The sequence below is a fragment of the Limnohabitans sp. YIMB22184 genome (assembly GCF_048020265.1).
Lineage (GTDB): Bacteria > Pseudomonadota > Gammaproteobacteria > Burkholderiales > Burkholderiaceae_C > Limnohabitans_A.
This window is the reverse complement of sequence record NZ_CP171843.1, coordinates 1,872,584-1,898,938: the sequence shown is the minus strand read 5'-3', so window position 1 is coordinate 1,898,938 and position 26,355 is coordinate 1,872,584. Positions and strand designations below refer to the sequence as shown.

Genomic DNA, 26,355 nt, shown 5'->3' with positions numbered 1-26,355 from the left:
CTTCACAATGGGGGCATGGACACCCCGCCACTCGCTCTGACACCCCCATGCACGCGGCCTGCGCTGGGCACGGTGGCGGAGTTCCTCAAACCGATCACCTGGTTTCCGCCCATGTGGGCCTTTGCCTGCGGGGTGGTGGCCTCTGGTCAGGCATTGAGCACGAACTGGGCGTTGCTGCTGCTGGGTCTGGTGCTGACTGGCCCATTGGTGTGCGCGAGCAGCCAGGCGGTGAACGACTGGTTTGACCGGCATGTGGACGCCATCAACGAACCGAACCGCCCCATCCCCTCGGGCCGTATGCCCGGGCGCTGGGGTTTGGGCATTGCCATCGCCTGGACAGGGCTGTCGCTGGTCTGGGCCACGCTCATGGGGCCTTGGGGTTTTGCGGCTTGCAGCTTGGCCATTGCCTTGTCGTGGGCCTACAGCGCGCCGCCCGTGCGCCTGAAAAACAACGGCTGGTGGGGCAACGCGGCCTGCGCCCTGAGTTACGAAGGACTGGCCTGGCTGACGGGCACGGCGGTCATGCAGGGCGGGGCCTGGCCCGGCCCGCATTCGGTGGCGCTGGCGCTGCTCTACAGCGTGGGGGCACACGGCATCATGACGCTCAACGATTTCAAGGCCATTGAGGGCGACCGCCGCATGGGCGTGGCCTCGCTGCCGGTGCAGCTGGGTGCGCGCGGCGCGGCGCGCATGGCCTGCGTTTTCATGCTGGTACCGCAGCTGGCGGTGACCCTGTTGTTGGCTTATTGGCAGCTGCCCTGGCATTCGGCGGCTGTCTTGGCTTTGGCGGTCTTGCAGCTGCCCTTGATGCTCAAATTCTTGCGTCAACCGATTGACCGCGCCTTGCACGTCTCGGCCTTTGGCGTGCCGCTGTTCGTCAGCGGCATGATGGTCAGCGCCTGGGGTCTGCGCCAGTTGAGCCTGCTGCAAGCAAGCGTGGGGCTTGCATGAACACACCCATGAACGCTGCCGTGTTTGGCTGGTTCCAGATCATCCGCCTGGGGCTGATCCAGGCCTGTCTGGGCGCGGTGGTGGTGGTGACCACGTCCACGCTCAACCGCATCATGGTGGTTGAGCTGGCGCTGCCGGCTTTGCTGCCCGGCTTTTTGGTGGCCTGGCATTACGCGGTGCAAATGGTGCGACCGCGCATGGGTTTCGGGTCAGACAAGGGGCGGCGCAGCACGCCCTGGATGATGGGCGGCATGCTCGTGCTGGGCGTGGGTGGCGTGATGGCCGCCTGGGCCACGGTGTGGATGGCCACGCAGCCGTTTTATGGCGCACTGCTGGCCTGGCTGTCTTTCAGCCTGATTGGCTTGGGCGTGAGCGCCTGCGGCACTTCGCTGCTGGCGCTGATGGCCAAGCGGGTGCCCGACGAGCGCCGCGCGCCCGCGGCCACCACCGTGTGGCTGATGATGATTGTGGGCTTCGCCGTCACGGCCGGGGTGGTGGGCAAGTTGATCGACCCCTACAGCCCGCAGGTGCTGCTGCATGTCTCGGCGGGCCTGAGTCTGCTCACGGCCTGCATCACGGCGCTGTGTTTGTGGGGCCTGGAAAAAGACGGCGACCCCGCCACGGTCGTGGCACCGAGCACCGAACGCCTTCAAAAACAGAATTTCAAAGAGGCTTTTCAAGAGGTCTGGGCCGAGCCTGCGGCGCGCACCTTCACCGTGTTTGTGTTCATGTCCATGCTGGCCTACAGCGCACAGGACCTGATTCTGGAGCCTTTCGCGGGCGCGGTGCACGGCTTCACGCCGGGGCAGACCACGCAGCTGTCGGGCTGGCACCACATGGGCGTGCTGATCGGCATGCTGGCGGTGGCCGGGGCCGGTTCGCGCTGGGTGGCGGGGCGCCTGGGCTCGGTGCAGGCCTGGATGGTCGGCGGCTGTCTGGTGTCGGCGCTGGCCACGCTGGGTCTGGTCAGCTCGGCCGTGTCGGTCGATTGGCCGCTCAAGGCCAATGTGGTGTTTCTGGGGGTGGCCAATGGCGCGTTCTCGATCGCGGCGATTGCCACCATGATGCGACTGGCGGGTGAAGGTGGCCCGGGCCGCGAAGGCACGCGCATGGGTTTGTGGGGCGCGGCGCAGGCGGCGGCCTTTGGTTTGGGGGGATTGCTCGGCACCGCAGCCAGCGATCTGGCCCACGCCGTGTTGGGTGAACAGCGCACGGCCTATGCCGCCGTGTTTGGCATGCAGGCGCTCATGTTTGCGGTGTCGGCCGCGGTGGCTTCGCGCCTGCGCGCCGGGCCTGCACAGCGCCAGCGTTTGCGTTTGGATGGTCCCGTATTGCTGAAAGGTGGGTCAAGCTCATGAACCAGACCGATTACGACTTCGTCGTGGTGGGGGGCGGGCCTTCGGGAGCCACCGCCGCACACGATTTGGTGCGCCAGGGATGGCGCGTGTTGCTCCTGGACCGCCAGGGCCGCACCAAGCCTTGTGGCGGCGCGATCCCGCCGCGCCTGATCCAGGACTTCGATATTCCTGACCACCTGCTGGTGGCCAAGGTGCGCTGCGCCCGCATGATCTCGCCCGCCGACAACAAAGTGGACATTCCGATCGACAACGGATTTGTCGGCATGGTCGACCGCGACGAGTTCGACGAGTATTTGCGTGAACGCGCCGCCCAGTCGGGTGCGGTGCGTTGCCAGGCGATCTTTGACAAGTTGCAGCACGACGACAGCGGCATGTTGTGGGTCCACTACACCCCGGTCACGCCCAAAGAGCATGCTGCCGCCGAGCATGCCCATCCGGTGAGGGTGTCCACCCGCATGGTGGTGGGGGCTGACGGTGCCCGCTCGGAAGTCGCGCGCCAAGCCATTCCCAATGCGCACAAAACCAAGTATGTGTTCGCGTACCACGAGATCATCGAAGCGCCCGTGGGTCAGCCCGGCTATGACGCGGCGCGCTGCGATGTTTACTACCAGGGTGAGGTCTCGCCCGACTTTTACGGCTGGGTGTTCCCGCACGGCAAGACCATGAGCGTGGGCATGGGCAGCGCCGACAAAGGCTATTCGCTGCGCAGCGCCACGGCGCGTTTGCGTGAAATTGCGGGTCTGACCCATGCGCCCACTTTGCGCCGCGAAGGTGCGCCGATTCCGCTCAAGCCGCTGCCCCAATGGGACAACGGCCGCGACGTGATCGTGGCGGGCGATGCGGCGGGTGTGGTCGCCCCATCGTCGGGCGAAGGCATTTACTACGCCATGGACTGCGCCCGTCGCGTGGCCCAGGCGGCGAACCAGGCCCTGAAAACCGGCAACAGCGCTTGCCTGAAACAAGGCCGCAAGAGCTTCATGAAGCAGCACGGTCGGGTGTTCTGGATCTTGGGCGTGATGCAGTACTTCTGGTACCAGAACGACCGCCGCCGCGAAAAGTTCGTCAAGATCTGCGAAGACCGTGACGTGCAGCGCCTGACGTTTGAGTCTTATATGAACAAGGAACTCGCACGCAAGGACCCGATGGCCCATGTGCGCATCTTCCTCAAGGACATGGCCCATCTGCTGGGCCTGGCACGAACGTGATGCCCTGGGTGCGTTGGCACACCGGACCCGCAGCTGGGATCTGGGGACAATACCGCTCATGAACAAATCTGCTTGGACCCGTTTGGCGGTGGCCTTTGCGCTGAGCTATGCCACGGCGGGCATTGGCGCGGCCTTGACCGAATTGGGGCCGTGGTACTTCGCGCTCAAGCACCCGGCCTGGAAGCCCCCTGATGCCGCGTTCGGGGTCATCTGGACCACGATCTTCAGCTTGTGCGCGATCAGCGGCTGGTTGGCCTGGCAGGCGGCCGACACCGCCGCTTTGCGTCGGCGCGTGGCGGGGCTGTTTGGCGCGAACGCGCTGCTCAATATCCTGTGGAGTGCGCTGTACTTCAAACTGCAGCGCCCTGACTGGGCCCTGTACGAAGTGGTGTTGCTGTGGCTGTCCATCCTGGCCCTGATCGTGGGGCTGTGGCGTCTGTCGCGCTGGGCGAGTTTGTTGCTCATCACTTACTGGGTCTGGGTGAGTATTGCCGCCGTGCTGAATTGGCAAACCGTGCAGCTCAATGGGCCTTTTATGGGGCTGGGGTCATGACATGGCCTGACGTGCGTGTTTGTCCGTGTTTCCAAAAGGGTTGATTGAAAGAGACGGTTCTGGCTGTCAAGGTGAGAATTTTTGTATTCATGGGATGGCCGTCTCGTCATACCCAGGCTAGGGTTTCTCAGGCTTGTTGCATCGTGGCCAAGAATTTATAAAGCAATCTGCAGCTGCGAACCGGCATGCTATGTTGCTGGCGAATCGACGCCCCGGTTTTTACCTTCCCCCAGGGTGACACGCTCGTGCTGCAAGGAACGCGCATGTCTGAGTTCAATGGCTTGGGTGGTCAATCGAATGGTTTGAAACGGACCCACAACCTGCCAGAGGATTGCAAGGAATCCTTGCTGGCGGTGATCGAAAAGCAGATCATTCCCCGATTGCTCAATGTGCAGCAATTTTTCCCCGCCAAGGCTAAGGCTCTGCGCGAGCAGCTGCCAGCGGGCGAACAGCCCGAGTTCGCGGCATTCACCCAGCACTGTCTGAGTGGCAATGGCCTGAAAGCCAACCAAGTGGTGGACGCCCTGATGGCCAGAGGGTTGGCACATGACCGGATTTTTCTGGAACTGATCACCCCCGCCGCTCGCTACCTGGGGGTCTTGTGGGATCAAGACCTGTGTGACTTCACCCAGGTCACCTGTGGTTTGGCCTTGATGCACCAGATGATCTACCGACTGGGCTACGAGTCCCCTGCCGGACCCAGTGTCGAAGGTGAGAGTGAGCGGATCATGCTTGCCTGTGCGCCGGGTTCCCAGCATTTTTTGGGCTTGACCATCGTGGCCGACTTTTTCCGCCAGGCCGGATCCGAGGTGGTGCTGGAGATTTCCTCGACCGAGTCAGAGCTGCTGCGGGCCGTGGCCAATGAATGGTTTGATGTGGTGGGCATTTCGGTGGCCCTGGAGGCACAGCTGCAGGCCTTGCCGACCTTGATTGGGCATTTGCGCGAAAGCTCGGGCAACCCGAAGGTTCGTGTGGTGCTGGGGGGGCCGATTTTCATGATCCGGACGTTCGACCCGCATGAGCTGGGTGCTGACGCCATCTTCACGGATGCGCGAGAAGCTGTGGGCGCCGTCAAACACCTGGTCCGCGCCCGCTGAACTGCGCCAGCGGTCGCTGCTTTGCATGCCCTGCTCAACGAGGAGTGCACCAGCGCAGGATGTGCTCGGCCGTGCCCTGCGGGTCCTGTTCATGCGCCAAATGGCCTAGCCCGGGCTGAATGTGCTGGCGGGCTTGCGGCAAGCGCTGGCAGGCTTCGTTGGCCAAGGCGGGGGGCACGGTTTGGTCTTGTGCGCCGATGTGCATGAACACGGGGTTGCGGATCTCGTGCAGGCGCGCAGCCAGGGGTTTGAGCCGCCAGGCCGCCATCATCGACAGCACGCCGTGCACATGGCCCGAGTCGCTGAGCACGCGGGTGTAGAGATCGATGCCTGTCGCGTCCAGCGTGGAGCCGGTGCGCGCCAGCCATTCGGCCACCGCGCCGGGCTTGGCTGCCAGCTTGGCGGTGGCCCAGGCCGACAGCGGGTTTAGCGCGGCCAGCTTGGCCGCCGGGCCGAACAACCACGACGCCACGCCCGGCAGCGGCAGCCAGGCCGGGTTCAGGCCGATCAAGGTGCTGCGCGAGGCGCTGTCAAAGTGCAGCGCCATGTGCGCGGCAATGGCGGCGCCCGCCGAGTGGCCCACGATGACCTGCGGCGTGAGTCGCAGTTGCAGCATCAAGGCCCGCAAGCCCTCGGCCATGCCGGGCAGCGACAGCGCGCCCTCGGGGCCTCGGCTGGTGAAGGCGTGGCCGGGCAGGTCGGGCGCGACCACGGTGAAGTGCTCGGCCAAAGTGGGCAACAAGCCGCGCCAGCTGAAGTTGCCCGAGCCGGTGCCGTGCAGCAGCAGCATGCACGGGCCTTGGCCCAGTTGCTGCACATGCCATTGAATGCCGCCCGCCTGCACAAAGCGGCTGTGCTGCGCATGGGGCCAGTGGCTCCGGTGTTCGTCCCAGGCCATCCCGGGGTAAAAACTTTCAAACATGGCGGTTCATGCGCAGGGGTTGCGCACGCGTTCGATGGCGTGCGCCATGCGCTGGGACTGCACCTGCGGCATGGGCAGGTAGCTCGCGCCCATGGTGGTCGCCAGTTGCTGGGCTTGCGCGTCGGGGTGCATCGAGGTGTCGATCCACAAGGCGCGGTGGCCGCTGGCGCGCCACTGCTGGCCCCAGCTTTGCGCGTCCAGTTGCGCTTGGGCGCGGCCGCCTAGGCCTTGCAACGTCACGTTGGCGCGGCCGTCGCTCAGCACCACCAAGATGGGCGTGACGCCTTGACGCTGCAGTTGCGCCGCTTGTTCGTGCGCCATTTTGAGGGCCAGCGCCAGGGGCGTGCCGCCGCCACCGGGCAATCCCGTCATGCCGCGTTTGGCGCGCACCAGCGAGCGCGTCATGGGCAAGAGCAGCTGCGCCTGCGCGCCGCGAAAGGCCACGATGCACACGCTGTCGCGCCGGGCATAGGACTGCTGCAGCAACAATTCGACCGCGCCTTTGGCCTCGGCCAGGCGCTGGAGTGCGGTGGAGCCTGAGGCGTCGAGCGCGAGGATCAGGCAGCTGGAGGCGCGTTGTTGGTAGCGCTGGATGTGGAAGTCTTCGGCGCGGATGGCCACCCGGCCGGTGCTGTGCGTCTGCCGTAGACGCTGCTTGGGCGCGGCGGCGCGCAAGGTGGCCAGCACATGCAGGCGCGCCTGACCGCCGGGGCGGCCCGGGCGTGGGGGCAGGGGGCGGCCGCGTTGCGACCCCGCGCGGGTTTGGCCGCTGCGGCCCGAGGTGTTGTGGCTGGCCGCGCCTTGGCGTGTCATGAGCGCGTCGAGCATGTGTGGCGGCAAGCTGGCCAAGGCCGCTGCGACCATCATCTCTTGCAGGTCTTCGGCACTCGGTTCAGTGTTCTGTTCGGGTGGTGGAGCCGTGTCCGGGTCCTTGTCTTTTTCAGCGTCGTTCTCAGGTGCTTCACAAGAATTTTCTGGGGGTTCAGGCGACTCTGGCGGCGGTGTGGCGTCTTCCTGTGGCGCGGGCTCGGCCTCTTGCGCAGACGGCTCGGCTGGCCACTGCGTGGCGCGGGGGGCCAGCACGCAGCGTGCGGCAAAGCCCAGGTCGTCGGCATCCAGCGTACTGCGCCCGTTCAGCGCCGCATGGCCGCAGGCCACGCGCAGCGCCAGGCTGGGCACGCGCAAGGAGCCAATGCCCAGGCCCCAAGCGGCGGCGCACAGCGCTTGCATGTGCTCATTGCTCGCTTGCACTTGCGGTAGCTGCTCGCGTGCGCGGGCCAAAGCGCCGGGGCTCAGGCGAATCTGCAGGCCCTCCGATTCGCTGTTGTCCTGCCATGCCGCGTGGATGTCGCTGGGCGAGAGTTCGTGCAGGTCCAGCCACACGCCAAGGCGCTCGGCCAAGGCCGCGCCCACGCCGGGTTCATCGGTCAGGGATTCGTCGAGCGCGACCACGCCAAAGCGGGTGGGTGTGAGGGCTGCGCTATGGCGGGTGGGGGGCACTTGGCCTTGTTCCAGCGCTTGCACCAAAGGCGCGATCAGGGCGGGCGACAGGCGTTCGGCCATGGGCAGGCAGACCAAGCCTTGGTCGGCTTGTTGCAGCAAGCCCGCTTGGCTGTGCAACTGCCCGGTTTGCAGGGTGTGGGCCAGGTCGATGCCGCCCAGCAGCCGCTCGCTGTCCACCGAGCCGGGCACTTTGACCAAGCCGATGCCCAGCCCCGCCAGCGCTTGGAGCCAGCGCTCGCGCACCGGGCCGTGTGGCGCGCGCAGGCACACACCGCCAAAGCCAAAGGGGTCGAGTTGCAGCAGCTGCAGCGCCGTCAGCGCATCGTTCCAGCGCTCCAGCGGGTCAAAGGATGCCTTGGGCTGCGTGTTGTCGTGGGCCATGCGTGCAGCCAATTCAGGCGGCCAGCACTTCTTGCAAGCTGCGCTGCACGCGCGCGCCCGAGTCGGTGTCGTCCAGCGGGTTGCGGCGCAGGCGGTGGCGCAGTGCCAGCGGGGCCATGCTTTGCAGGTGTTCGGCTTTCACCGCCTTGTGGCCTTGCAGCGCGGCGTACGCCCGGGTGGCGCGCAGCAGCGTGAGCTCGGCGCGCAGGCCGTCGGTGCCCAGCTGTTGGCACAGGCGGGCGCACAGCATCAGCATGTCGTCGCTGACCTGCACTTCGTCGAGCAGCTCACGCGCTTTGAGGATGTGTTTTTGCAGCTTTTGGTTGTCCTTGTGCCACAGCGCCTTGAAGGCGGCGGGGTCTTTGTCGAAGGCGTCGCGGCGTTTGATGATGCTCACGCGCAGCGCCAGGTCTTGCGGCGTGCGCACTTGTACCGACAGGCCAAAGCGGTCCAGCAGTTGCGGGCGCAGCTCGCCTTCTTCGGGGTTGCCGCTGCCCACCAGCACAAAGCGGGCGGGGTGGCGCACGCTCAGGCCTTCGCGCTCGACCAGGTTTTCGCCCGAGGCGGCCACGTCGATCAGCAGGTCCACCAGGTGGTCGTCCAGCAGGTTGACTTCGTCGATGTACAAAAAGCCCCGGTGCGCCTGGGCCAGCAGGCCGGGCGCGAAAGACTTCACGCCTTGCGACAGGGCTTTTTCCAGATCGAGCGCGCCGACCACGCGGTCTTCGGTCGCGCCTAAAGGCAGGTCGACCACGGCCACGGGTTGGCGTTCGGTCGCAACTTTGGCTTTGGGATCGCGTGCTTGGCACACCGGGCAGGCGCCTGCGGGCTTGGCCGGGTCGCAGCGGTAGGGGCAGCCTTTGACGACCGAAATCGGGGGCAGCAGGTCGGCCAGGGCGCGCACGGCGGTGGATTTGCCGGTGCCCCGGTCGCCCAAGACCAGCACGCCACCGATCGAGGGGTCGACCGCCACCACCTGGATGGCGAGTGTCATTTCATCTTGACCAACGATGGCCGCAAAAGGGAAGGTCAATGCCATGGGGCGTTCCGCAAAACTGTTCTCGGCCCATCATCCAAAAGACGCGGCAAAGTGTCAAGTTAAATTTACAGTTTGTTCGCAGAGGTGTCCACTTTGTCAGACTCAGGTTTCAGGCCATAACGCGCCGCCAAATCCCAAACGTGCTGCGGCAGCATGTTTTTGATGCGCGCTGGCGCTTCGCGGCGCAGGTGCAGGATGGACTCGATGGCCTTCATTTCGACCCGGGCGCGCGCAAACTCCAGGCCCCGCGGCGCGACCCGGGGCATGAGCCAATTGACCAGGGGTTTGATCCAGGCGGGCATGCGCCGCAGCGGCAGGCCCCCAGCGGCGCGCTCGGTGTTGGCCATGAAGCCGCGCACCGGGCCATCCCTTTTGCCTCGGCTGATGGGGGCGCTGGTGACCAGTTGCGCCTGAATGCCGGCCAGCACCGCTTGCCCGCGCGCGTTGCGCACCAGCAACCACTGCTGGCCGTGCCCGCCCATGTAGCCCACGGTGATGTCGGCCAGCACATTGGTGTAGTCCACGCAGGTGCGGCAGGTCAGCGGGAAAAAGTCGGGCGGCAAGGTGGACAGCGGCAGGTTCAAAAACGGGATCAGGCGTTGCTCGCCCTGGTCGGTGCGCACCTCGACCTTGTAATCGGCGCGGAACTCCACATAGCTGATGTCTTGCGGCCGGTCCGAAATCAGGCCCAAAAACTGGTGGAAGTTTTCGGTGGTGGTGTTGTCGGAGCACGGTGTGCCAATGACATAGAGCTGCTCCAGACCTTGCTCGCGTTCGAGCTGCGGCTGAATGACGCGTAAGGCGTAAATCTGGCACGGGATGCCGATGACCGCCAAGCGCTTGTGGCCTCGCGCGAGCGCGGGTTCCACCAGGCTCAGCAGCGGCGCGTAGCCCATGCGCATGCCTCTGCACTGCGCCATGTCCTGGGCGCGGGTGACCAGTACCGGGCGCGGGCGCCAGCGGTCGTTGGGGTCGGCGGCCATGGCGATCACGGCGTCGACCAGGCCTTTTTCGAGCAGCACTTCGGCCAAGCGGGTGGTGATGCCGGTCCACTGTGCGCCTTGGGTGGGCGGGTCCAGGCGTGCGCTCAGGATCTGTTGGTAAGGCCCAAAGAACAACTCATCGTGCTGGGCTTGTTGCGCCGAGGTGCCCTGTTGGCGCACACGGCCGTGCACGCGGCGCTCAAGGCTCGGGTAATCGGGCTGGATGAACTGGCATGCTTGGCCGCAGCGCTTTGGGTCGTTTGTGCGCGAGAGGCCGCAGTCGGTGCACAGCTTGCGGGCTGGGGCCGCGTCGGCCGACGCGGCGATGGGGTGTGCCTGCTGCACGGGCGCTTGGAGGTCAGCCAGCGCGGGTGAAAGGCATCACGCCCACCAACCAGAGGTGCAAACCGCCCATCAGGAAGGCGGCCCACACCCCGGTGCCCACCACCACGGCCAGCAAAGTCCCGAGCAGTTTGCCCTCGGGAGCAGTGTGCATGCTCAGGCGATCGCGCTGGCGGGCGGCGCGGAACACCAGCACCGACCAGACCAGAAAACCCCCGAACAAGAGCACATCTGCCAGGTTGCCGTTGGAGAGCAAATGCCCCAGCGCCCAGACCTTGACCGACAAGGTCATGGGGTGGCGCAGTTTGGCTTTGATCTGGTTGCCGGGCACGTAGGTGGCCACCAGCAAGACCATGGCCACCCACATCAGCAAGATGGTGGCGTGTTGCATGCCGCGAGGCGGCGTCCACAGCGCGACCGGGTCGAGGCGCGCTTGGCCATAGCCTTGAACCAACAAATAAAGCCCCAACAAAGACACAGCCGCATAAACCGCTTTGAAACCCAGCGCACCCCAACGGGCGATGGCGTTCTGGCGCACTTGCGGTGCCAGGCTTTGCAGCGAGTGGATGCCTAAAAACAGGACCAGGCCGATGAGCAGTTGCAGCATGTCAAAACCTTTGCAGTTCAGGGTGGGATGGTGCCGCATTCTGACATGGGTGTGTCCACAGCGGTTGACATTCAAAAAGCAGGGCTTTCCTGTGTGTTTTGCTCAAGTATCAAGCCCGGAATGACAAGGTGACTGTTCTGGCGCACAATGAACCGTTCAGTAATTTCTGACCATTTCTATCAGGAGTCCTTCATGTCCCGTTTTTCTTCTCTTTCCTCGACACGCCGCGTGTTCATGATGCAAGTGGCCACGGCCGCTACTGCCGTTTTGGCCGTGAGCGAAGCCTCCGCCCAAGCCATGCTGGATGAAAAAGACCCACAGGCTGTGGGCCTGGCCTACAAAGCCGATGCCACCAAAGTGGACAAGGCCAAGAACCCCAAGTACGCCGCGGGCAACAACTGTGCCAACTGCGCTTTGTTCCAGGCCAAGGCCGGTGCTGCAGCCGGTGGTTGCCCACTGTTCGCGGGCAAGCAAGTGGCCGCTAAAGGCTGGTGCTCGGCTTGGGCCAAAAAAGGCTGATGCACGCACAGCTTCTTGGGTAAGCCTAAGGTTTGCCCAGAACGCCAAACCGCCTTCGGGCGGTTTTTTTGCGGCTGTTGAGCCCTCGGTCTCAAGGTTTACCCTGATTTACCCGTCTGCTTCAGGTCTTTGAACACACAAAGTGTCAATCTATCGTTACACTGGGCTTTGTCTTCAACCGACCGGAAAGCCCTTTCATGGCGTCTTGGGTGCTCACAGCGATGGACCTGGCCTGCCAAAAGGCCCAGCGGACACTGTTCCAGGGCGTGAGCTTTTCCGTGGCTGCGGGCAGCTGGTTGCACATCGAAGGCGGCAACGGCTGCGGCAAGACCAGTTTGTTGCGCATCCTGTGCGGCCTGTCCCCAGCCGCACACGGCCAGGTCAAGTGGCCGTCTTCTCCTTTGCAATCCCCAATGTCGCGCCCCGACCGTTCGGTGCTGCATTACATCGGCCACGCGTTGGGCCTCAAGCCCGATCTGAGCGCTTGTGAAAACCTGTGCGTCGATGCCCAGGTCAGCGGCTTGGCGCTCAGCCGCGCGCAGGCGCTGCAAGCCTTGACCGCGCAGGGCCTGCAAAGCCGGGCGCATTTGCCGGTGCGGGTCTTATCGCAAGGCCAGCGGCAAGGCGTGGCCTTGGCGCGTTTGCGCACCAGCCCGGCGCGGCTGTGGATTTTGGACGAGCCCCTGGTGGGCCTGGATGCGCAGGCCACCGTCACGGCCCGCGCCTTGCTGCAGTCGCATGTGGACGCGGGCGGTGCTGTGGTCATGACCAGCCACCACGATGTGGGCTTGCAGGGCCCGGGTGCGCGATTGCAGTTGGGTCGTGCATGAATGCCTCGGCCATCACCGCTGCGGTCCACACGTCAGCGCCCGCGCTGCCCAGCCCTTGGCAAGCCATGGGCGGCGTGTTGCGGCGCGACCTGCGCCTGGCCCTGCGGCGCAAGGCCGAGTGGTTGGGCGCAGTGTTTTTCTTCGTGCTGGTCGCGGCTTTGTTTCCGTTGGCCATTGGCCCCGAGCCGGCCACGCTGCGCCTGATCGGGCCGGGTGTGCTGTGGGTGGCGGCCTTGCTGGCGAGCATGCTGAGCCTGAACCGCCTGTTTGAGGCCGACCACCAGGACGGCAGCTTGGAGCAGCTGGCGCTGTCGGCCGCGCCCCTGCCTTGGCTGGTCAGCGCCAAGCTGCTGGCGCATTGGCTGATCTCGGGTTTGCCTTTGGTGCTGCTGTCAACGCTGTTGGGGCTGCAGTTCGGCCTGGGGCCAGAGGCCTTGGGCATGCTGGCGCTCACGCTCTTGATCGGCACACCGGTGCTGTCAATGCTTGGGGCGATCGGTGCTGCGCTGACTTTGGGCGTGCGCGGCGGTGGCGTGCTGCAGTCGCTCTTGCTTTTGCCCTTGTATGTGCCGGTGCTGGTGTTCGGCACGGGTGCGGTCGATGCGCAGATGCGCGGCCTGGGCGCAGAAGCGCATGTCTCGGTCTTGCTGGCGCTTTTGCTCGGGTCAGCAGCCTTCAGCCCCTGGGCCTGTGCGGCGGCTTTGCGCCTGGCGATGGAATGAGGGATTGAACATGAAGCTCTTCCATTACGCCGCGCCGCAGCACTTCTACCCCTTGGCCGGGCGCATCTGGCCTTGGCTGGCGCTGCTGGCCACGATGCTGGCGCTGGCGGGTTTGTGGGTGGGCTTCATGGTCGCGCCGTCCGATGCGCAGCAGGGCCAGGCCTACCGCATCATTTACATCCATGTGCCCGTGTCGTGGATGGCCATGGTCATTTACCTGGCCATGGCGTTTTGGAGTGTGTTGGGCCTGGTGTTCAACACACGCTTGTCGGGCCTGATGACGCGGGCGCTCGCGCCCACCGGGGCCTTGCTGGCGTTTTTGTCGCTGTGGACCGGCGCCTTGTGGGGCAAACCGATGTGGGGCACTTATTGGGTGTGGGACGCGCGCCTGACTTCGATGCTGATCCTGCTGTTTTTGTATTTGGGCTACATCGCGCTGACCTCGGCCATCGAAGACCCGCGCCGCTCGGACCGCGCGGGGGCCTTGGTGGCCTTGGTGGGTGCGGTGAATGTGCCCATCATTTATTTCTCGGTCAAATGGTGGAACACCTTGCACCAAGGCGCGTCGGTCTCACTCACGCAATCGCCCCGCATGGCCAGCATCATGCTGAGCGGCATGCTGCTGATGAGCTTGGCGGTGTGGTTGTACGCAGCGGCCATCGCTTTGTGGCGCGTGCGCAGTTTGATGTTGGCGCGCGAGAGTCACTCGGCCTGGGTGCAGCAGCTGCCCGAGGTGTTGGCGCACCGCGTGCAACGCGCATTCCGAGGTGCCGCATGATCTGGTCTAGTACATCCGAGTTTTGGGCTATGGGCGGCTATGGCCTGTACGTGTGGGGCAGCATGGGCGTGAGCGCGGCCTTGCTCGCACTCGAGGTGTGGCTGGCGCGCATGGGCCGTCAGCAGGCCCTGGACGAAGTGTGTGAAGCCATGGATGCATCGGCCGGAGAAGCTTCATGAAAAGCCGCCACAAACGAGGTCTGGGCATCGGATTGGGCTTGCTGCTGCTCTGTGGCGCGGCGTATTTCGTGCTCAATGCCTTCCAGAGCAATTTGGTGTTCTTCTTCACGCCCACCCAGGTGGTGGCGGGTGAAGCACCCAAGGAAGGGCACTTTCGTGTCGGGGGTTTGGTCAAGGCGGGGAGCATCCAGCGCGACGGCATGGCGGTGGCTTTTGTGGTGACCGACACCCAGCGCGAGGTGCCGGTGCGCTATGTGGGCCTGCTGCCCGATTTGTTCAAGGAAGGCAAGGGCGTGGTGGCGCAAGGCCGCCTGGACGGGGGTCTGCAGTTCGTGGCCAGCGAGGTGCTGGCCAAGCACGATGAAAACTACATGCCGCCCGAAGCCCAGCATGCGCTGGACGAGGCGGCCAAGGCCCGCATGGGCGCGGCGGTGCAGCGATGACCGCCGCCGCTTGCACAGGAGCCAAGCATGTGGCCTGAAGTGGGCCATATGGCCTTGATCATGGCGGCCTGGGTCGCCGTGCTGCAAGCGGTGCTGCCGCTGTGGGGCAGCCTGTCGGTGCGGCGCGCGGGCTGGCAAGCGCTGGCGCGGCCTTTGGCGGTTTTGCAACTGGCGCTGATCGTGTTGGCCTTTGGGGCTTTGTGGCACGCGTTTTTTGTGCATGACTTCAGCGTCAAGTACGTGGCCCACCATTCCAACACCTTGCTGCCCGCGCCGTATCGACTCTCTGCCATCTGGGCCGGGCACGAAGGTTCGCTGCTCTTGTGGGTCTTGATGCTGGCGCTGTGGTCGGTGGCCGTGGCCACGTTTTCCAGGCGCTTGCCGCAGGCTTTGGTGGCGCAGGTGCTGGGCGTGATGGGCGCGGTGTCGGTGGGTTTTCTGGCCTTCATCTTGGCGCTTTCCAACCCGTTTGCGCGGCAGTTTCCGGCGCCGTCCGAGGGGCGCGATTTGACGCCTTTGCTGCAAGACCCGGGTTTGGTGATCCACCCGCCCATGCTCTACATGGGCTATGTGGGTTTGTCGGTGGCCTTTGCGTTTGCCATGGCGGCGCTGCTGTCGGGTCGGCTCGACGCCGCCTGGGCGCGTTGGGCGCGGCCTTGGACCGTGGCGGCGTGGGGCTTTTTGACGCTGGGCATCGCTTTGGGTTCGTGGTGGGCTTATTACGAACTCGGCTGGGGCGGCTGGTGGTTTTGGGACCCGGTGGAAAACGCCTCGCTCATGCCGTGGTTGGTGGCCACCGCGCTCATCCATTCGCTCATGGTCACTGACAAGCGCGGGCAGTTCAAAGCCTGGACGGTGCTCTTGGCGATTGGCGCGTTTTCGCTCAGCCTGCTGGGTACTTTCTTGGTGCGTTCGGGCGTTTTGACTTCGGTGCACGCCTTTGCCACCGACCCGGGGCGGGGCGTGTTCATCTTGCTGTTTTTGGTCGTGGTGGTGGGCGTGTCGCTGGCCTTGTTTGCCTGGCGCGCGCCGCAGTGGGCCAACGCCTCGCAGCCGGTGGCCGGTTCGCGCGAATCATTTTTGCTGCTCAACAGCGTGCTCTTGGTGGTGGCCATGGCGGCGGTGTTGCTGGGCACTTTGTACCCGCTCATCATCGACGCGCTGAACCTGGGCAAGCTCTCGGTCGGCCCGCCGTATTTCGACCGCGTGTTCGTGCCGCTGATGGTGCCGCTGCTACTGGCCATGGTGCCGGGCACGGTGGTGCCGTGGCATGTGGCGCGCTGGGCGGCGGTGCGCTCGGTGCTGGTGCCGGGGGCGCTCGCGCTGCTGGCGGCCAGCGCCTGGGCCACTTGGGGCGCTGCACCGCAGGATGCAGGTGCCGTGACCACCGCAGGCGGCTGGCTCACGGTGATGGGCGGTACGCTGGGCGGCTGGATCGTGCTGTCGGGCGCTTGGCAAATCGTGCAGCGCTTCCGACTGCCGGGCTCGCCTGGCCTGGCCTGGTGGGGCATGCAGGTCGCGCACCTGGGCGTGGCGGTGCTGGTGCTGGGCATCACGGGCGTCAAGTCCTTTCAGGTGGAGCGCGATGTGCGCCTGGGCCTGGGCGACTCGGTGACAGTGGCCGGTGTGCGTTACCAACTCATCAGCGTGGACAACCACCTGGGGCCCAACTATTTGGCCTTGCGTGCGCAGATGAAGGTGTTCGAAGGCGAGCCGGGTGATGAGCGTGAGGTGGGCGCTTTGCGTCCCGAAAAGCGCCGCTATGTGTCCAGCGCCATGCCCATGACCGAGGCCGCGATCGACCGCAACCTGTGGCGCGACCGCTATGTATCTTTGGGCGAGCCCTTGGCGGGCGAGCCGCCGCAGTGGAGTTTTCGGGTCTACCACAAGCCGTTTGTGTCGTGGATCTGGCTGGGCGCGGTGTTCATGGTGTTGGGTGGCGTTTTGGCGGCTTGGGACAGGCGTTATCGGCAAGCGCCATTGGCTGCGCGTGCCCCTGGCGCTCAGGCTGACATGGGTTGGGGTGCGTCTTGCGTGCGCGTTGCCGCGCCTCCCGCTTTGGGGTCGGCAGCTGTGGCCAAAGGCGCCGTGGTATGAGCGCGCCTTCTGTCAATGCCGCCAGCCAGCGCATGCCGCGTTGGGTGTTCGCGCCGCTGGCGCTGTTTTTGGGCATGGTGGTGTTTTTGGCTGTGGGCCTGACGCGCAACCCGCAAGAGATTCCTTCGCCGCTCATTGGCCGACCCGCGCCGGCATTCCAGTTGCCGGTGGTGGGCGGGCCGGGCGTGTTCAACGCGGCGCAATTCAAAGGGCAAGTCACGCTGGTCAACCTGTGGGCCACCTGGTGCGCGGGTTGCAAGGATGAGCATCCCATCTTGATGGCCTTGTCGCGTCAGCCGGGGGTGCAGATGCTGGGCATCAATTACAAGGAGTTGCAGGCTTCGGAACTGTCGGGCCAGGATCCGCAAAGCGCCGAAGCCTTGCAAAAAGCCACGACCCGCAGCCAAGCCTGGCTGCAAAAAAATGGCCAGCCCTTTGGCGTGAATCTGCTCGACATGGATGGCCGTGTGGGCATGGATTTTGGCGTGTACGGTTTGCCCGAAACCTACCTGGTCGACCGTGCGGGGGTGGTGCGCTTCAAGCATGCAGGGGCCTTGACGCCCGAGGTGGTGCAGCAGAAATTGCTGCCGGTGCTCAGGAGTTTGCCATGACGCGCGCGGTCATGGCCTGGGTGTTGGCCAGCGTTGGACTGTGGGGCAGCTGCGTGGGTGCGCAAGTCCCAGGCGCTGCAGCCAATGTCGGCATCGCCATGCCGCAGGTGCAGGCGGCTTTGCCGAATGCGGGCGCAGCGGTGGTGGCGCACCGCGACGCGCCCATGTCGGACGCCGTCAAGGCGCGCTGGGACCACATCGCGGCCGAGTTGCGTTGCCTGGTGTGCCAGAACGAATCGCTCGCCTCGTCCAACGCCGAGCTGGCGGTGGACCTGCGGCGTGAGGTGCGCAGCCTGATTGAGCAAGGCCAAAGCGATGCCGACATCCGCAGTTTTCTGGTCAGCCGTTACGGTGACTTCGTGCTCTACAAACCCGAGGTCAAGCCCGTCACCTGGCTGCTGTGGTTTGGCCCCTTTGCCCTGCTGTTGGGCGCGCTGGCCGTGGCTTGGCGCTGGATGCGACGCACCCCGGCTGCGCCTGAGCCCCTGACCGACACCGAACGCGAGCGCGTTCGCCAACTGCTGGAGTCCTGATGACATTGGTGCCACCTGGCTTGGGTCTGTTGTTCGCCTTGTTGTTGCTCGGCGCCCTGGCCGCCTGGGTCTTGCACCGTGGCCTGAAAAAACAGGCGGGCACTTCAGCCGATGTCGAGACGTCCATGGGCAGCGATGTCCAGGCTGCAGCCCACCGTCGCATCCAGCAGCAGCACCTGATCGATCTGGACCATGCCTTGGCCGAAGGCCGCTTGAACACGGCCCAGCACGCCGCCGCACGCGACGAGGTACTGCGCCATGTGTTGGCCGACGCGGCGCTGGCGCAGGGCGCGAGTCCCGTGGTCACAACGCCTGGGCGCTGGCTCTGGATCGTTGCGGCCCTGGTTTTGCTCAGCGGCCTGAGTTATCTGCAGCTGGGTGCACCGCAGACCTGGTGGCCCTTGCCTTTGAGTCAGCGTGTGCAGATCACCGCCACCACACCCGCACAACTGGCCGAGCAAACCCGCGTGTGGCAACAAGCCACACAACAACGCCCGGATGATGCAGAGGCCTGGCTGACCCTGGCGCGTTTGCATGCCGCGCAAAACGCGCACGCGCAGGCCGAACAAGCTCTGGCGCGTGTGCTGACTTTGTCGCCCGAGCCCGATCTGTGGATCGAGCGTGCGCAGATGAAAGCCTTGAGCGCAGGCGGTGTGTACGCCGGAGCGCCCTGGCAGTGGATTCAAGAGGTGTTGCACGTGCAGCCGATGCACTTGAACGCCTTGGTGTTGGCGGGCAGTGCAGCTTGGTCTGAAAAACAGCACGCGGCCGCGCAAGGCTATTGGCAACGTGCCTTGAGTCTGGTGCCGCCCGAGAGCGAGGCGGCGCAAGGCCTGCAGCAAGCCTTGGCGCAAGTGACGCAAGTGGCGGAGATGGCGCAGGCAGTCCAAGGCGCATCGGCACCCCCGGCTTCTTTGGCGGGCGATGCCCAGCGGGTCATTCGGGGTGAGGTGCGTGTCTCGCCCGAGGTGCAGGGCCAGATCGCTGCAGGCGCCACCTTGTTCGTTTACGCCGTGGCCGAAGAGGGCTCGCGTCGTCCCGTGGCCATCTGGCGCGGCACGCCCACATCCTGGCCAGTCCCTTTTGCATTGAACGACAGCATGGGCATGGGTGCACCGCCGGTCTTGTCATCTCTGGCGCAAGTGCGCTTAGTGGCCCGCATCTCCAAAACCGGCTCGGCGCAGAAGCAAGAGGGTGATTTTCAGGTGGAGTTGCCCGGTGTGAAGACCGGCGTGCAAGGCGTGGTGCTTCAGATCACCGGTCGCTGACGATCTCCGTGAGAGCGAGCACCCCGTAGGTCGGACCTTCAGGTCCGACTTTGGCCTGCTGTGGTGCGCGGGCACATCGGGGCAGAAGCCGCCGACCTGCCCATGCCATGACTCAGCCCTGCCGCAATGTCCGCGAATGGCTGTGCACCGCCTCGACCAGCGCCGTCACATGCTCGGGTGGGGTGTACTGGCTGATGCCGTGGCCCAGGTTGAAAATGTGCGTGGGGCCGGTTTGGGAGGTGTCGGTGTGCGGCTTGCCAAAGCTGTCGAGCACCCGGTGCACCTCGGTCGCTATCTGTGCGGGCGGTGCAAACAGGATGTTCGGGTCGATGTTGCCTTGCAGCGCTTTGCCGGGGCCGCCCACTTGCCCGCCCACGAGAGCCCGGGCGCGGCCCAGGTTCATCGTCCAGTCCAGGCCCAGCACGTCGCAGTTGAGGCCCGCCATCTCGGGCAGCCACAGGCCGCCGCCCTTGGTGAAGACGATGCTCGGGATGCGCTGGCCGTTGTGCTCGGTTTTGAGTTGACTCAGCACGCGGGCCGTGTAGGCCAGGCTGAATTGCTGGAAAGCCCCATCGGCCAGCACGCCGCCCCAGCTGTCAAACACCATCACCGCTTGGGCGCCCGCTTCGATTTGCGTGTTCAAGTACAGGGCCACGGCGTCGGCGTTGATTTCCAGGATGCGGTGCATCAGGTCGGGGCGGCTGTACATCAGGGTTTTGACATGGCGGTAGTTGTCAGAACCCGCTCCCTCGACCATGTAGCAAGCCAGCGTCCAGGGGCTGCCAGAAAAGCCGATGAGCGGCACGCGGCCGTTCAGGGCTTTGCGGATAGACGTCACCGCGTCGAACACGTAGCGCAGCTTGTTCATGTCGGGCACGGCGAGGTCTGCCACAGCGGCTTCGTCGCGCACGTTTTTGGCAAAGCGCGGGCCTTCGCCTTGGGCGAAAGACAAGCCCAGGCCCATGGCGTCAGGCACGGTGAGGATGTCGCTGAACAGGATGGAGGCATCCAGCGGATAACGCTCCAGCGGCTGCAGCGTCACTTCGGTGGCGTAGTCGACGTTGGTGGCCAGGCCCATGAAGCTGCCGGCCTTGGCGCGGGTGGCGCAGTACTCGGGCAGGTAGCGCCCGGCCTGGCGCATGAGCCAGACGGGGGTGTGGTCGGTGGCCTGGCGCAAGCAAGCGCGCAGGAAGGTGTCGTTTTGGAGGGGGGCGAATGCCGAGGACGCGCTGGAGGTGTGGGATGCCATGAAAGAACCTGAAGTCAAGGCGTCCATTGTCTCAGGCCATCGAGCCAGGGTCCAGCAATTCCAGCGCCATGGATGGCTTGTGGTGCCGCATCACAACAGGGCATGCCTGAGCAGACCCAGCACCACACAAGCGGCCAGCACGCGCACCACGCTGTAGCCTTTCCAGACCAAGGCCCAGATGGCCAAAAAGGTCAACGCGATCGCGCTCAGATCGGGCAGCATGTGCCAGCCGCCAGGCAGCCAGGTCTGGCGCGCGAACACACCCGCCAGGTGGAGGATCACGCCGATCACGGCGGCCGTGATGCCTTGCAAAGGCCCGGCCAATGAAGGCATGTGCCGGGTCGATTCGACCAGTGGGCCGCCCGCCAGGATGAACACGAACGAGGGCAGAAAGGTGAACCAGGTCACCACACAGGCGGCCACGACCCCGCCCAGCAGCGGATGGCCGAACAAGCCCTGGCCGTGCCCGCCCAGGAAACCGACAAAGGCCACCACCATGATCAGCGGCCCGGGTGTGGTCTCACCCAATGCCAGACCATCCATCATTTGCGCGGCCGTGAGCCAGCCGTACTGCACCACCGCCGCTTGCGTCACAAAAGGCAAGACCGCATAGGCCCCGCCAAATGTCAGCAAGGCCGCTTGGGTGAAAAAGCCGCCCATTTGCGTGAGCGTGTGGCCCACCCCAAAGGCCGCAGCGATCAGGCCCAGGCTCAACGCCCACAAGCCCACGCCCATGGCCAAAGCACGCCACAGGCGCTGTGGGCTGTGGTGGGTGTGTGCAGGCTGTGCAGAGTGGTCGCCGAGCCAGGCCGTGGTCTCGCTGGACGGTGCATCCGGGCTTGGCTGCGTGCTGGGGCCAGGCATGTCGGGCCGGTGGCGCGCCATGTAAAAGCCCGCCGCCGCTGCGACCACGATGATCACGGGAAAGGGCAGTCCCCACAAAGTGCCCAGAAAAGACAAAGCCGCCAGCACCCACAGCCAACGGCTTTTCAGCGTCCGCTTGGCCATGCGGTGCGCGGCCTGCAGCACCAGCGCGGTCACGGCAGGCTTGAGGCCCCACAGCAAGGCTTGTCCCCAGGGGTGCTGGCCCCAGACGGTGTAGGCCCCGCTCAGCACGATCAGCAGCACCAAAGAGGGCAGGACAAACAGCGCACCCGCCGCGATGCCGCCGCGTGTGCCGTGCATCAGCCAGCCGGTGTAGGTGGCCAGCTGCTGCGCTTCGGGGCCGGGAAGCAGCATGCAGTAATGCAGCGCGTGCAGGTAGCGTTTTTCAGAAATCCAGCGACGACGGACCACCAGTTCTTCGTGCATCAGGGCGATCTGGCCTGCAGGGCCGCCAAAGCTGACGCAGCCCAGCCAGAACCAGAAGCGCAAAGCCTCCCTGAAGCTGACCGGGGCGGTGTGTGCGGGGCTTGTCGGCATGGTGTCTTGGTGGGCGCGGCGCATCACACGCCGAATTGATCGCGAAACGCCTGGCCGAAGCCCGGCGAGCCACTGATGCTCAAACTTAAGGCCATGGCTTGCTGGTCGGCCCCGAGAGGTAGATGCAAGGCGCCTGTGGTCGGTTCGAATTTGGCGGGAAGGGGCAAGCCCGGGTGAGCGCCGCCTTGCACCGTCACTTGCAGGTCAAAGTCCCAGTTCGCGCCGTCTTCCAAAGAGCCAGGGCCTCGCGCGTCAAACCGGTGGCACCAAGCAAGAACTTGGGCCACTTCAGCCAGCAGGGCACTGTTGTAGTGTGGGGCGGGCTGCGCCAAGGCATCCCAGCACACCACGCCCTCGGCGTCTTCGCTGCAGTCAAAGTCCAGCAATTGCAAATTCATGGCGCCCTTGTCCGAAATCGCACCCATTGTCGCCGCAAGCCCAATGACGCTGACTGCGCACTTGTGCTGGATACATTAATCAATGATTTGCTTAAATTTTGTCCAAAAAATCCAGAAATAAGGGCTTATCTGTATACAGAAAGGCGGGCGTTGGTGGTTTAATGCCTTTTTTGCCAAATACCCCATGCCTGCAACCTCCGTTCACGATCAGGACCACGACAGCGCCGAGGAGGGCGGCTCGCAAGCCGTCAAGGCGCAGCAGCGCCTGCGTGAGCTGATCCTGGCGGGCGACCTGCCTGCCGGCAGCCGCATTGCCGAGTTGGCCCTGGTCGAGCGCTTGGGCATGTCACGCACCCCGATCCGGGCGGCTTTGATGCGTCTGGGGCAAGAGGGTTTGCTGGAAGCCTTGAGTGGCGGTGGTTACGCGGTGCGCACGTTCTCGGAGCGCGAGGTGGCCGATGCCATCGAGTTGCGCGGCACGCTCGAAGGCCTGGCCGCTCGGTTGGCGGCAGAGCGGGGCGTGCGCCCTGCGGTGTTGCGTCAAGCGGGTGAATGCCTCGACCAGATTGACCAGCTGCTGCGGCAAGCGGCGTTGGACGACGAGAGTTTCTCCAGTTACGTGCGTCTGAATGGCCGCTTTCACAAATTGCTGGCCGAGATGGCCGACAGCGCTGTGCTGGCCCGCGAGATTGACCGGGCATCGCGCCTGCCTTTTGCGTCGGCTTCCGGTTTTGTCGGCGTCCAGGCCCACAGCCCCGACGCCCGTGACATGCTGGTGGTGGCGCAGCACCAGCACCGGCAGGTGCTGGACGCGATTGCACAGCGCGAGGCCGGTCGTGCGGAGGCGCTGATGCGTGAGCATTCCCGCCTGGCGCGGCACAACCTGGGCTTGGTCATGCAAAACCCCCAGCAGGTGGACATGCCGGGCATGCAACTCATTCGAAACAAGGCCTGAAACATGTTCATCAAAAACACTTGGTATGTGGCTTGCGCCCAGAGCGAGCTGGAAGCCTTGGGTGACAAGCCGCTGGGCCGCACCATTTGCAGCGAGCAGATGGTTTTCTTCGCAGGCCCGGACGGCAAGGTTGCCGCTGTCGAAGATTTTTGTCCGCATCGGGGTGCGCCCTTGTCCTTGGGCAAGGTGTGCAACGGCAAGCTGGTGTGCGGTTACCACGGCCTGGAAATGGGCTGCGACGGTAAAACCGTGCACATGCCCGGCCAGCGCGTGCGCGGCTTTCCGGCCGTCAAAAGTTACGCCGTGGTCCAGCGCTATGGTTTTGTCTGGGTCTGGCCTGGCGACCAGGCCAAGGTCGATGAGGCGCAGATGCCGGTGTTCGAATTCTTTGACAACCCGGCTTGGGCCTATGGCGGTGGGCTGTACCACGTCAAGGCCGACTACCGCCTGATGATCGACAACCTGATGGACTTGACGCACGAAACCTATGTGCACGCCAACAGCATCGGCCAGCCCGAGATCGACGAGACGCCATGCACCACCACGGTGGAAGGCGACCAAGTCATTTTGCAGCGCCACATGCAAGGCATTCAGGCGCCACCGTTTTGGCAGATGGCCATGAGTGCCAAAGGCCTGGACCCCCAGGCCAAGGTGGACCGCTGGCAGATTTGCCGCTTCACGCCGCCCAGCCACATCATGATCGACGTGGGCGTGGCCTTGGCGGGCAAGGGCGGTTTTGATGCGGCACCCGAGCACAAGGCTTACAGCGTGGTGGTGGACTTCATCACACCCGAGACCGAAACCTCGCATTGGTACCACTGGGGCATGGCGCGCCAGTTCAAGCCGGAAGACGCAGCGCTGACCGACAAGATCCGAGTTGGCCAAGGTGGCATCTTCAACGAAGACATGGAAATGCTGCAGTTGCAACAAGCCAACATCAGCAAGTGGCCAGACCGCAAACTGCTCATGCTCAACATCGATTCGGGCGGTGTGCAGTCGCGCCGCATCATTGACCGTTTGCTGGCCTTGGAAAACACCCCCGGAGTGACTGCATGAACACCACAGATTTGACCCAAACGCCGATCGCTGCCGATGGCAGCTTTGAAGTTCAGTTGCAAAAGAGCGGCCAGATTTTCCACGTGGGCAAAGAGCAGTCCATCTTGAAAGTCTTGCAGGACGCCGGACACGATGTGGCGTTCTCCTGCTCTGAAGGCATTTGCGGCACCTGCCAGACGCGCGTGCTGGCGGGCAAACCTGATCATTGGGACACGTACCTCACGCCCGAGGAACAGGAAAAAGGTGACTGCATCATGGTGTGCTGCTCACGCAGCCAGACGGCGCGTTTGGTGCTGGACCTTTGAATCTTGCGGTCGTTTGGCCCCCGTACAGGGGGCGCAAGTGGTGTGGTGGTGCGTCAGCTTGAATGACAATGAGGCGCTGATTCACTGCTTTGAAAATTTGCCATGACGATGTTTTCCCGTTTTTTGCTTCAGTTGCTGAGCGCTGCGCTCTTTTGGGTGTGCGGTCCCTCTCTGGCCCAGACCGATTTCCCATCCAAACCGATCAAGATCGTGGTGCCTTTTGGCGCAGGCGGTGTGGCGGACCTTACAGCTCGGACGGTGGCGCAAAAGATGAGCGAAGGCTTGGGGCAGGTCATCGTGATCGAGAACAAACCCGGTGCTGGCGGCATAGCTGCAGCTGAAGCTGTGGTCAAAGCCGAGCCCGATGGTCACACCCTGTTTCTCATGTCCAACGGTACAGCGGTCAGCGCCGGTTTGTTCAAGAAATTGCCTTTTGATCCACAGCGCGACCTGACCCCTGTGTCCTTGCTCGGCCAGTTTGATCTGGCGGTTTTGGTGCCCGAGTCGTCACCCCACAAAACCCTGTCCGATCTGCTGGCCTGGGGACGCGCGAATCCGGGCAAGATGAACTTGGGCACCATCAACATTGGCAGCACACAGCACCTGGCGGCGGAGCTGTTTCGCTCGCAGGCCAATTTGATTGCACAAGTCATTCCCTACAACGGCACACCCGCCGTCATCAACGCCCTGCGTGGTGGACAGATCGATGCGGCTGTTGAAATTCTGGGTCCGATGAGGCCGCAGATACAAGCCCGCGCAGTCCGTGCGCTCGCGGTGATGGGCGATACCAGACCAGCAGACCTGCCCGGTGTGGCTCTGGTCAGCAGCCAGCCGGGCATGAGTCAATTCAATGTGGCGTCGTGGAATGCCCTTGCTGCACCGGCCCGGACACCCGCAGCGGTCATCGCACGCTTGAACATGGAAGCGAAAAATGCGTTGAACCATCCTGATGTGAAGAAACGATTGGCCGATCTGAATGTCACGGCCAAACACAGCAGCCCTGATTCGTTGGGGCGTTTGCTGGATGCCGATATGGCCCGCTGGAGCGATGTGATTCAAAAAGCGGGCATTTCCCGTCAATGATCTGAGTGGCATGGCATCCGCAATTGACATCTTGGGCATCACCGGCCCGATTTACCTGGCCATCGCGCTGGGCTATCTGTGCACTCGTCAAGGCTTGTTCGCCAAAGGTGACATGCAGGTGTTTGGCAAGTTCACCATCAACTTGGCCTTACCCGCCTTGTTGTTCAATGCGCTGTCCCAGCGCAGCGTCTCCGAAATCCTCAACCCGGCCTATCTCTTGGCGTATGCCTTGGGGGCCATGGTGATGATTGGCAGTGGTCTGTTTTGGGCTCGCAAGATCAAAGGCCACAGTTGGAGTTACAGCAGCATGATGGCCATGGGCATGTCTTGTCCCAACAGCGGCTTTGTGGGCTATCCCATCCTTTTGCTCAGCTTTGGACCTGTGGCGGGTGTGGCGCTGGCGTTGAACATGGTGGTCGAGAACTTGCTGATGATTCCTCTCTTGCTGGCGGTGGCCGATTCGGATGGTGGGCAGCACACCCGTTGGAATTCGGTGCTTTGGCAAACCCTCAAAAATCTGATTCAGAACCCCATGATTTGGGGCATTGCGGGTGGCTTTTTGTTTTCACTCTCCGGTTGGGCCATGCCTGCAGCTCTGGGTCGCACTGTGAATTTGTTTGCGCAGGCCAGCGCGGCTTTGTCGCTGTTTGTCATTGGAGGTTCTTTGGTAGCGCTCAAGGTGGAGGGCTTGCAAGGCACAGTGACACAGATTGTGGTGGGCAAGTTGCTGATCAGTCCTTTGGTGATGTGGGGCGTAGTGGCTTGGGTGGTTCCGATCGCCGACCCAGCTTTGCGCTCAGCGGTCTTGTTGACTGGCGCTTTGCCCATGCTGGGGATTTACACGATTTTGAGCCAGCGCCATGGTCACGGAGCGGTCAGTGCGGCCGCGCTGCTGGTGACCACGGTGTTGTCTTTCTTCACGCTCAGTGGCTTGCTATGGGTCTTGCAGAGCCCTCCGCTGTGAGC

28 protein-coding genes are annotated in these 26,355 nt (G+C 64.1%); 20 read left to right on the top strand and 8 right to left on the bottom strand.

Translation table 11 applies throughout. The annotated features are described in order from the left end of the window. The first annotated feature begins 15 nt into the window (after positions 1 to 15). The 5 genes from chlG to ACHEXL_RS08765 all read left to right on the top strand — a co-directional run bounded on the left by chlG (position 16) and on the right by ACHEXL_RS08765 (position 5,164). On the top strand, positions 16 to 951 hold the full coding sequence (gene chlG / locus ACHEXL_RS08785) for a chlorophyll synthase ChlG (RefSeq protein ID WP_416558952.1): 936 nt from the start codon (positions 16 to 18) through the stop codon (positions 949 to 951). Continuing rightward, complete coding sequence (locus ACHEXL_RS08780; RefSeq protein WP_416558951.1) at positions 948 to 2,309, top strand: BCD family MFS transporter; 1,362 nt, start codon at positions 948 to 950, stop codon at positions 2,307 to 2,309. The genes chlG and ACHEXL_RS08780 overlap by 4 nt, the downstream gene beginning before the upstream one ends. Beyond that, positions 2,306 to 3,514 carry a geranylgeranyl diphosphate reductase gene (locus ACHEXL_RS08775; RefSeq protein WP_416558950.1) on the top strand — a complete coding sequence of 403 codons (1,209 nt, stop codon included), beginning with the start codon at positions 2,306 to 2,308 and terminating at the stop codon, positions 3,512 to 3,514. The genes ACHEXL_RS08780 and ACHEXL_RS08775 overlap by 4 nt, the downstream gene beginning before the upstream one ends. 58 nt (positions 3,515 to 3,572) lie before the next feature. Continuing rightward, on the top strand, positions 3,573 to 4,067 hold the full coding sequence (locus ACHEXL_RS08770; RefSeq protein ID WP_416558949.1) for a TspO/MBR family protein: 495 nt from the start codon (positions 3,573 to 3,575) through the stop codon (positions 4,065 to 4,067). A gap of 263 nt (positions 4,068 to 4,330) precedes the next feature. Further along, positions 4,331 to 5,164 carry a cobalamin B12-binding domain-containing protein gene (locus ACHEXL_RS08765; protein WP_416558948.1) on the top strand — a complete coding sequence of 278 codons (834 nt, stop codon included), beginning with the start codon at positions 4,331 to 4,333 and terminating at the stop codon, positions 5,162 to 5,164. Positions 5,165 to 5,198: 34 nt separating this feature from the next. On the opposite strand, the gene bchO is transcribed toward ACHEXL_RS08765, so the two are convergent. The 5 genes from bchO to ACHEXL_RS08740 all read right to left on the bottom strand — a co-directional run bounded on the left by bchO (position 5,199) and on the right by ACHEXL_RS08740 (position 10,941). After that, positions 5,199 to 6,086 (bottom strand): alpha/beta fold hydrolase BchO, encoded by an 888-nt coding sequence (bchO, locus tag ACHEXL_RS08760; protein WP_416558947.1) that lies wholly within the window; start codon positions 6,084 to 6,086, stop codon positions 5,199 to 5,201. 6 nt (positions 6,087 to 6,092) lie between these two features. Next, positions 6,093 to 7,970: a magnesium chelatase subunit D gene (locus ACHEXL_RS08755; protein WP_416558946.1), complete on the bottom strand. Its 1,878-nt coding sequence runs from the start codon at positions 7,968 to 7,970 to the stop codon at positions 6,093 to 6,095. Between the two features lie 13 nt (positions 7,971 to 7,983). Beyond that, positions 7,984 to 9,009, bottom strand: coding sequence for a magnesium chelatase ATPase subunit I (gene bchI, locus ACHEXL_RS08750; protein WP_416558945.1), 1,026 nt, complete (start codon positions 9,007 to 9,009; stop codon positions 7,984 to 7,986). Between the two features lie 65 nt (positions 9,010 to 9,074). Further along, positions 9,075 to 10,337, bottom strand: coding sequence for a Coenzyme F420 hydrogenase/dehydrogenase, beta subunit C-terminal domain (locus ACHEXL_RS08745; protein WP_416558944.1), 1,263 nt, complete (start codon positions 10,335 to 10,337; stop codon positions 9,075 to 9,077). Between the two features lie 13 nt (positions 10,338 to 10,350). After that, a complete protein-coding gene (locus ACHEXL_RS08740; RefSeq protein WP_416558943.1) occupies positions 10,351 to 10,941 on the bottom strand; it encodes an NnrU family protein in 591 nt (196 codons plus the stop codon). Between the two features lie 192 nt (positions 10,942 to 11,133). Here ACHEXL_RS08740 and ACHEXL_RS08735 point away from each other — a divergent pair, with 192 nt between their 5' ends. The 10 genes from ACHEXL_RS08735 (at position 11,134) to ccmI (ending at position 18,921) form a co-directional block, all read left to right on the top strand. Continuing rightward, on the top strand, positions 11,134 to 11,460 hold the full coding sequence (locus tag ACHEXL_RS08735; RefSeq protein WP_416558942.1) for a high-potential iron-sulfur protein: 327 nt from the start codon (positions 11,134 to 11,136) through the stop codon (positions 11,458 to 11,460). Positions 11,461 to 11,657: 197 nt separating this feature from the next. Next, entirely contained in the window at positions 11,658 to 12,290 is a 633-nt protein-coding gene (ccmA, locus tag ACHEXL_RS08730) for a cytochrome c biogenesis heme-transporting ATPase CcmA (protein WP_416558941.1), read from the top strand. A 65-nt stretch (positions 12,291 to 12,355) separates the two neighbouring features. After that, on the top strand, positions 12,356 to 13,012 hold the full coding sequence (gene ccmB, locus ACHEXL_RS08725; RefSeq protein WP_416561331.1) for a heme exporter protein CcmB: 657 nt from the start codon (positions 12,356 to 12,358) through the stop codon (positions 13,010 to 13,012). A 10-nt stretch (positions 13,013 to 13,022) separates the two neighbouring features. Next, entirely contained in the window at positions 13,023 to 13,790 is a 768-nt protein-coding gene (gene ccmC / locus ACHEXL_RS08720; RefSeq protein WP_416558940.1) for a heme ABC transporter permease CcmC, read from the top strand. Further along, a complete protein-coding gene (ccmD, locus tag ACHEXL_RS08715) occupies positions 13,787 to 13,969 on the top strand; it encodes a heme exporter protein CcmD (RefSeq protein WP_416558939.1) in 183 nt (60 codons plus the stop codon). Before ccmC ends, ccmD begins: the two co-directional genes overlap by 4 nt. Then, a complete protein-coding gene (gene ccmE, locus ACHEXL_RS08710; protein WP_416558938.1) occupies positions 13,966 to 14,412 on the top strand; it encodes a cytochrome c maturation protein CcmE in 447 nt (148 codons plus the stop codon). Before ccmD ends, ccmE begins: the two co-directional genes overlap by 4 nt. 27 nt (positions 14,413 to 14,439) lie before the next feature. Continuing rightward, positions 14,440 to 16,509, top strand: coding sequence for a heme lyase CcmF/NrfE family subunit (locus ACHEXL_RS08705; RefSeq protein ID WP_416558937.1), 2,070 nt, complete (start codon positions 14,440 to 14,442; stop codon positions 16,507 to 16,509). Further along, on the top strand, positions 16,506 to 17,120 hold the full coding sequence (locus tag ACHEXL_RS08700; RefSeq protein ID WP_416558936.1) for a DsbE family thiol:disulfide interchange protein: 615 nt from the start codon (positions 16,506 to 16,508) through the stop codon (positions 17,118 to 17,120). Before ACHEXL_RS08705 ends, ACHEXL_RS08700 begins: the two co-directional genes overlap by 4 nt. Continuing rightward, a complete protein-coding gene (locus tag ACHEXL_RS08695; RefSeq protein ID WP_416558935.1) occupies positions 17,117 to 17,653 on the top strand; it encodes a cytochrome c-type biogenesis protein in 537 nt (178 codons plus the stop codon). The genes ACHEXL_RS08700 and ACHEXL_RS08695 overlap by 4 nt, the downstream gene beginning before the upstream one ends. Next, a complete protein-coding gene (gene ccmI / locus ACHEXL_RS08690; RefSeq protein WP_416558934.1) occupies positions 17,653 to 18,921 on the top strand; it encodes a c-type cytochrome biogenesis protein CcmI in 1,269 nt (422 codons plus the stop codon). The genes ACHEXL_RS08695 and ccmI overlap by 1 nt, the downstream gene beginning before the upstream one ends. A gap of 112 nt (positions 18,922 to 19,033) precedes the next feature. Here ccmI and hemE read toward each other — a convergent pair whose 3' ends face one another. From hemE to ACHEXL_RS08675, 3 genes are all read right to left on the bottom strand, one after another. Then, positions 19,034 to 20,170 (bottom strand): uroporphyrinogen decarboxylase, encoded by a 1,137-nt coding sequence (gene hemE, locus ACHEXL_RS08685; RefSeq protein ID WP_416558933.1) that lies wholly within the window; start codon positions 20,168 to 20,170, stop codon positions 19,034 to 19,036. A gap of 90 nt (positions 20,171 to 20,260) precedes the next feature. Continuing rightward, on the bottom strand, positions 20,261 to 21,616 hold the full coding sequence (gene chrA / locus ACHEXL_RS08680; RefSeq protein WP_416558932.1) for a chromate efflux transporter: 1,356 nt from the start codon (positions 21,614 to 21,616) through the stop codon (positions 20,261 to 20,263). Next, positions 21,616 to 21,990, bottom strand: coding sequence for a hypothetical protein (locus ACHEXL_RS08675; RefSeq protein ID WP_416558931.1), 375 nt, complete (start codon positions 21,988 to 21,990; stop codon positions 21,616 to 21,618). The genes chrA and ACHEXL_RS08675 overlap by 1 nt, the downstream gene beginning before the upstream one ends. Before the next feature lie 184 nt (positions 21,991 to 22,174). On the opposite strand from ACHEXL_RS08675, the gene ACHEXL_RS08670 reads away from it, so the two are divergent. The 5 genes from ACHEXL_RS08670 to ACHEXL_RS08650 all read left to right on the top strand — a co-directional run bounded on the left by ACHEXL_RS08670 (position 22,175) and on the right by ACHEXL_RS08650 (position 26,353). Further along, positions 22,175 to 22,945 carry a GntR family transcriptional regulator gene (locus ACHEXL_RS08670; protein WP_416558930.1) on the top strand — a complete coding sequence of 257 codons (771 nt, stop codon included), beginning with the start codon at positions 22,175 to 22,177 and terminating at the stop codon, positions 22,943 to 22,945. Between the two features lie 3 nt (positions 22,946 to 22,948). Continuing rightward, positions 22,949 to 24,001 carry a Rieske 2Fe-2S domain-containing protein gene (locus tag ACHEXL_RS08665; RefSeq protein WP_416558929.1) on the top strand — a complete coding sequence of 351 codons (1,053 nt, stop codon included), beginning with the start codon at positions 22,949 to 22,951 and terminating at the stop codon, positions 23,999 to 24,001. Then, a complete protein-coding gene (locus ACHEXL_RS08660) occupies positions 23,998 to 24,306 on the top strand; it encodes a 2Fe-2S iron-sulfur cluster-binding protein (protein WP_416558928.1) in 309 nt (102 codons plus the stop codon). The genes ACHEXL_RS08665 and ACHEXL_RS08660 overlap by 4 nt, the downstream gene beginning before the upstream one ends. Positions 24,307 to 24,408: 102 nt before the next feature. Further along, positions 24,409 to 25,389, top strand: a complete 981-nt coding sequence (locus tag ACHEXL_RS08655; protein ID WP_416558927.1) for a Bug family tripartite tricarboxylate transporter substrate binding protein — start codon at positions 24,409 to 24,411, stop codon at positions 25,387 to 25,389. A gap of 10 nt (positions 25,390 to 25,399) precedes the next feature. After that, positions 25,400 to 26,353, top strand: a complete 954-nt coding sequence (locus ACHEXL_RS08650; protein WP_416558926.1) for an AEC family transporter — start codon at positions 25,400 to 25,402, stop codon at positions 26,351 to 26,353. Positions 26,354 to 26,355 lie beyond the last annotated feature (2 nt).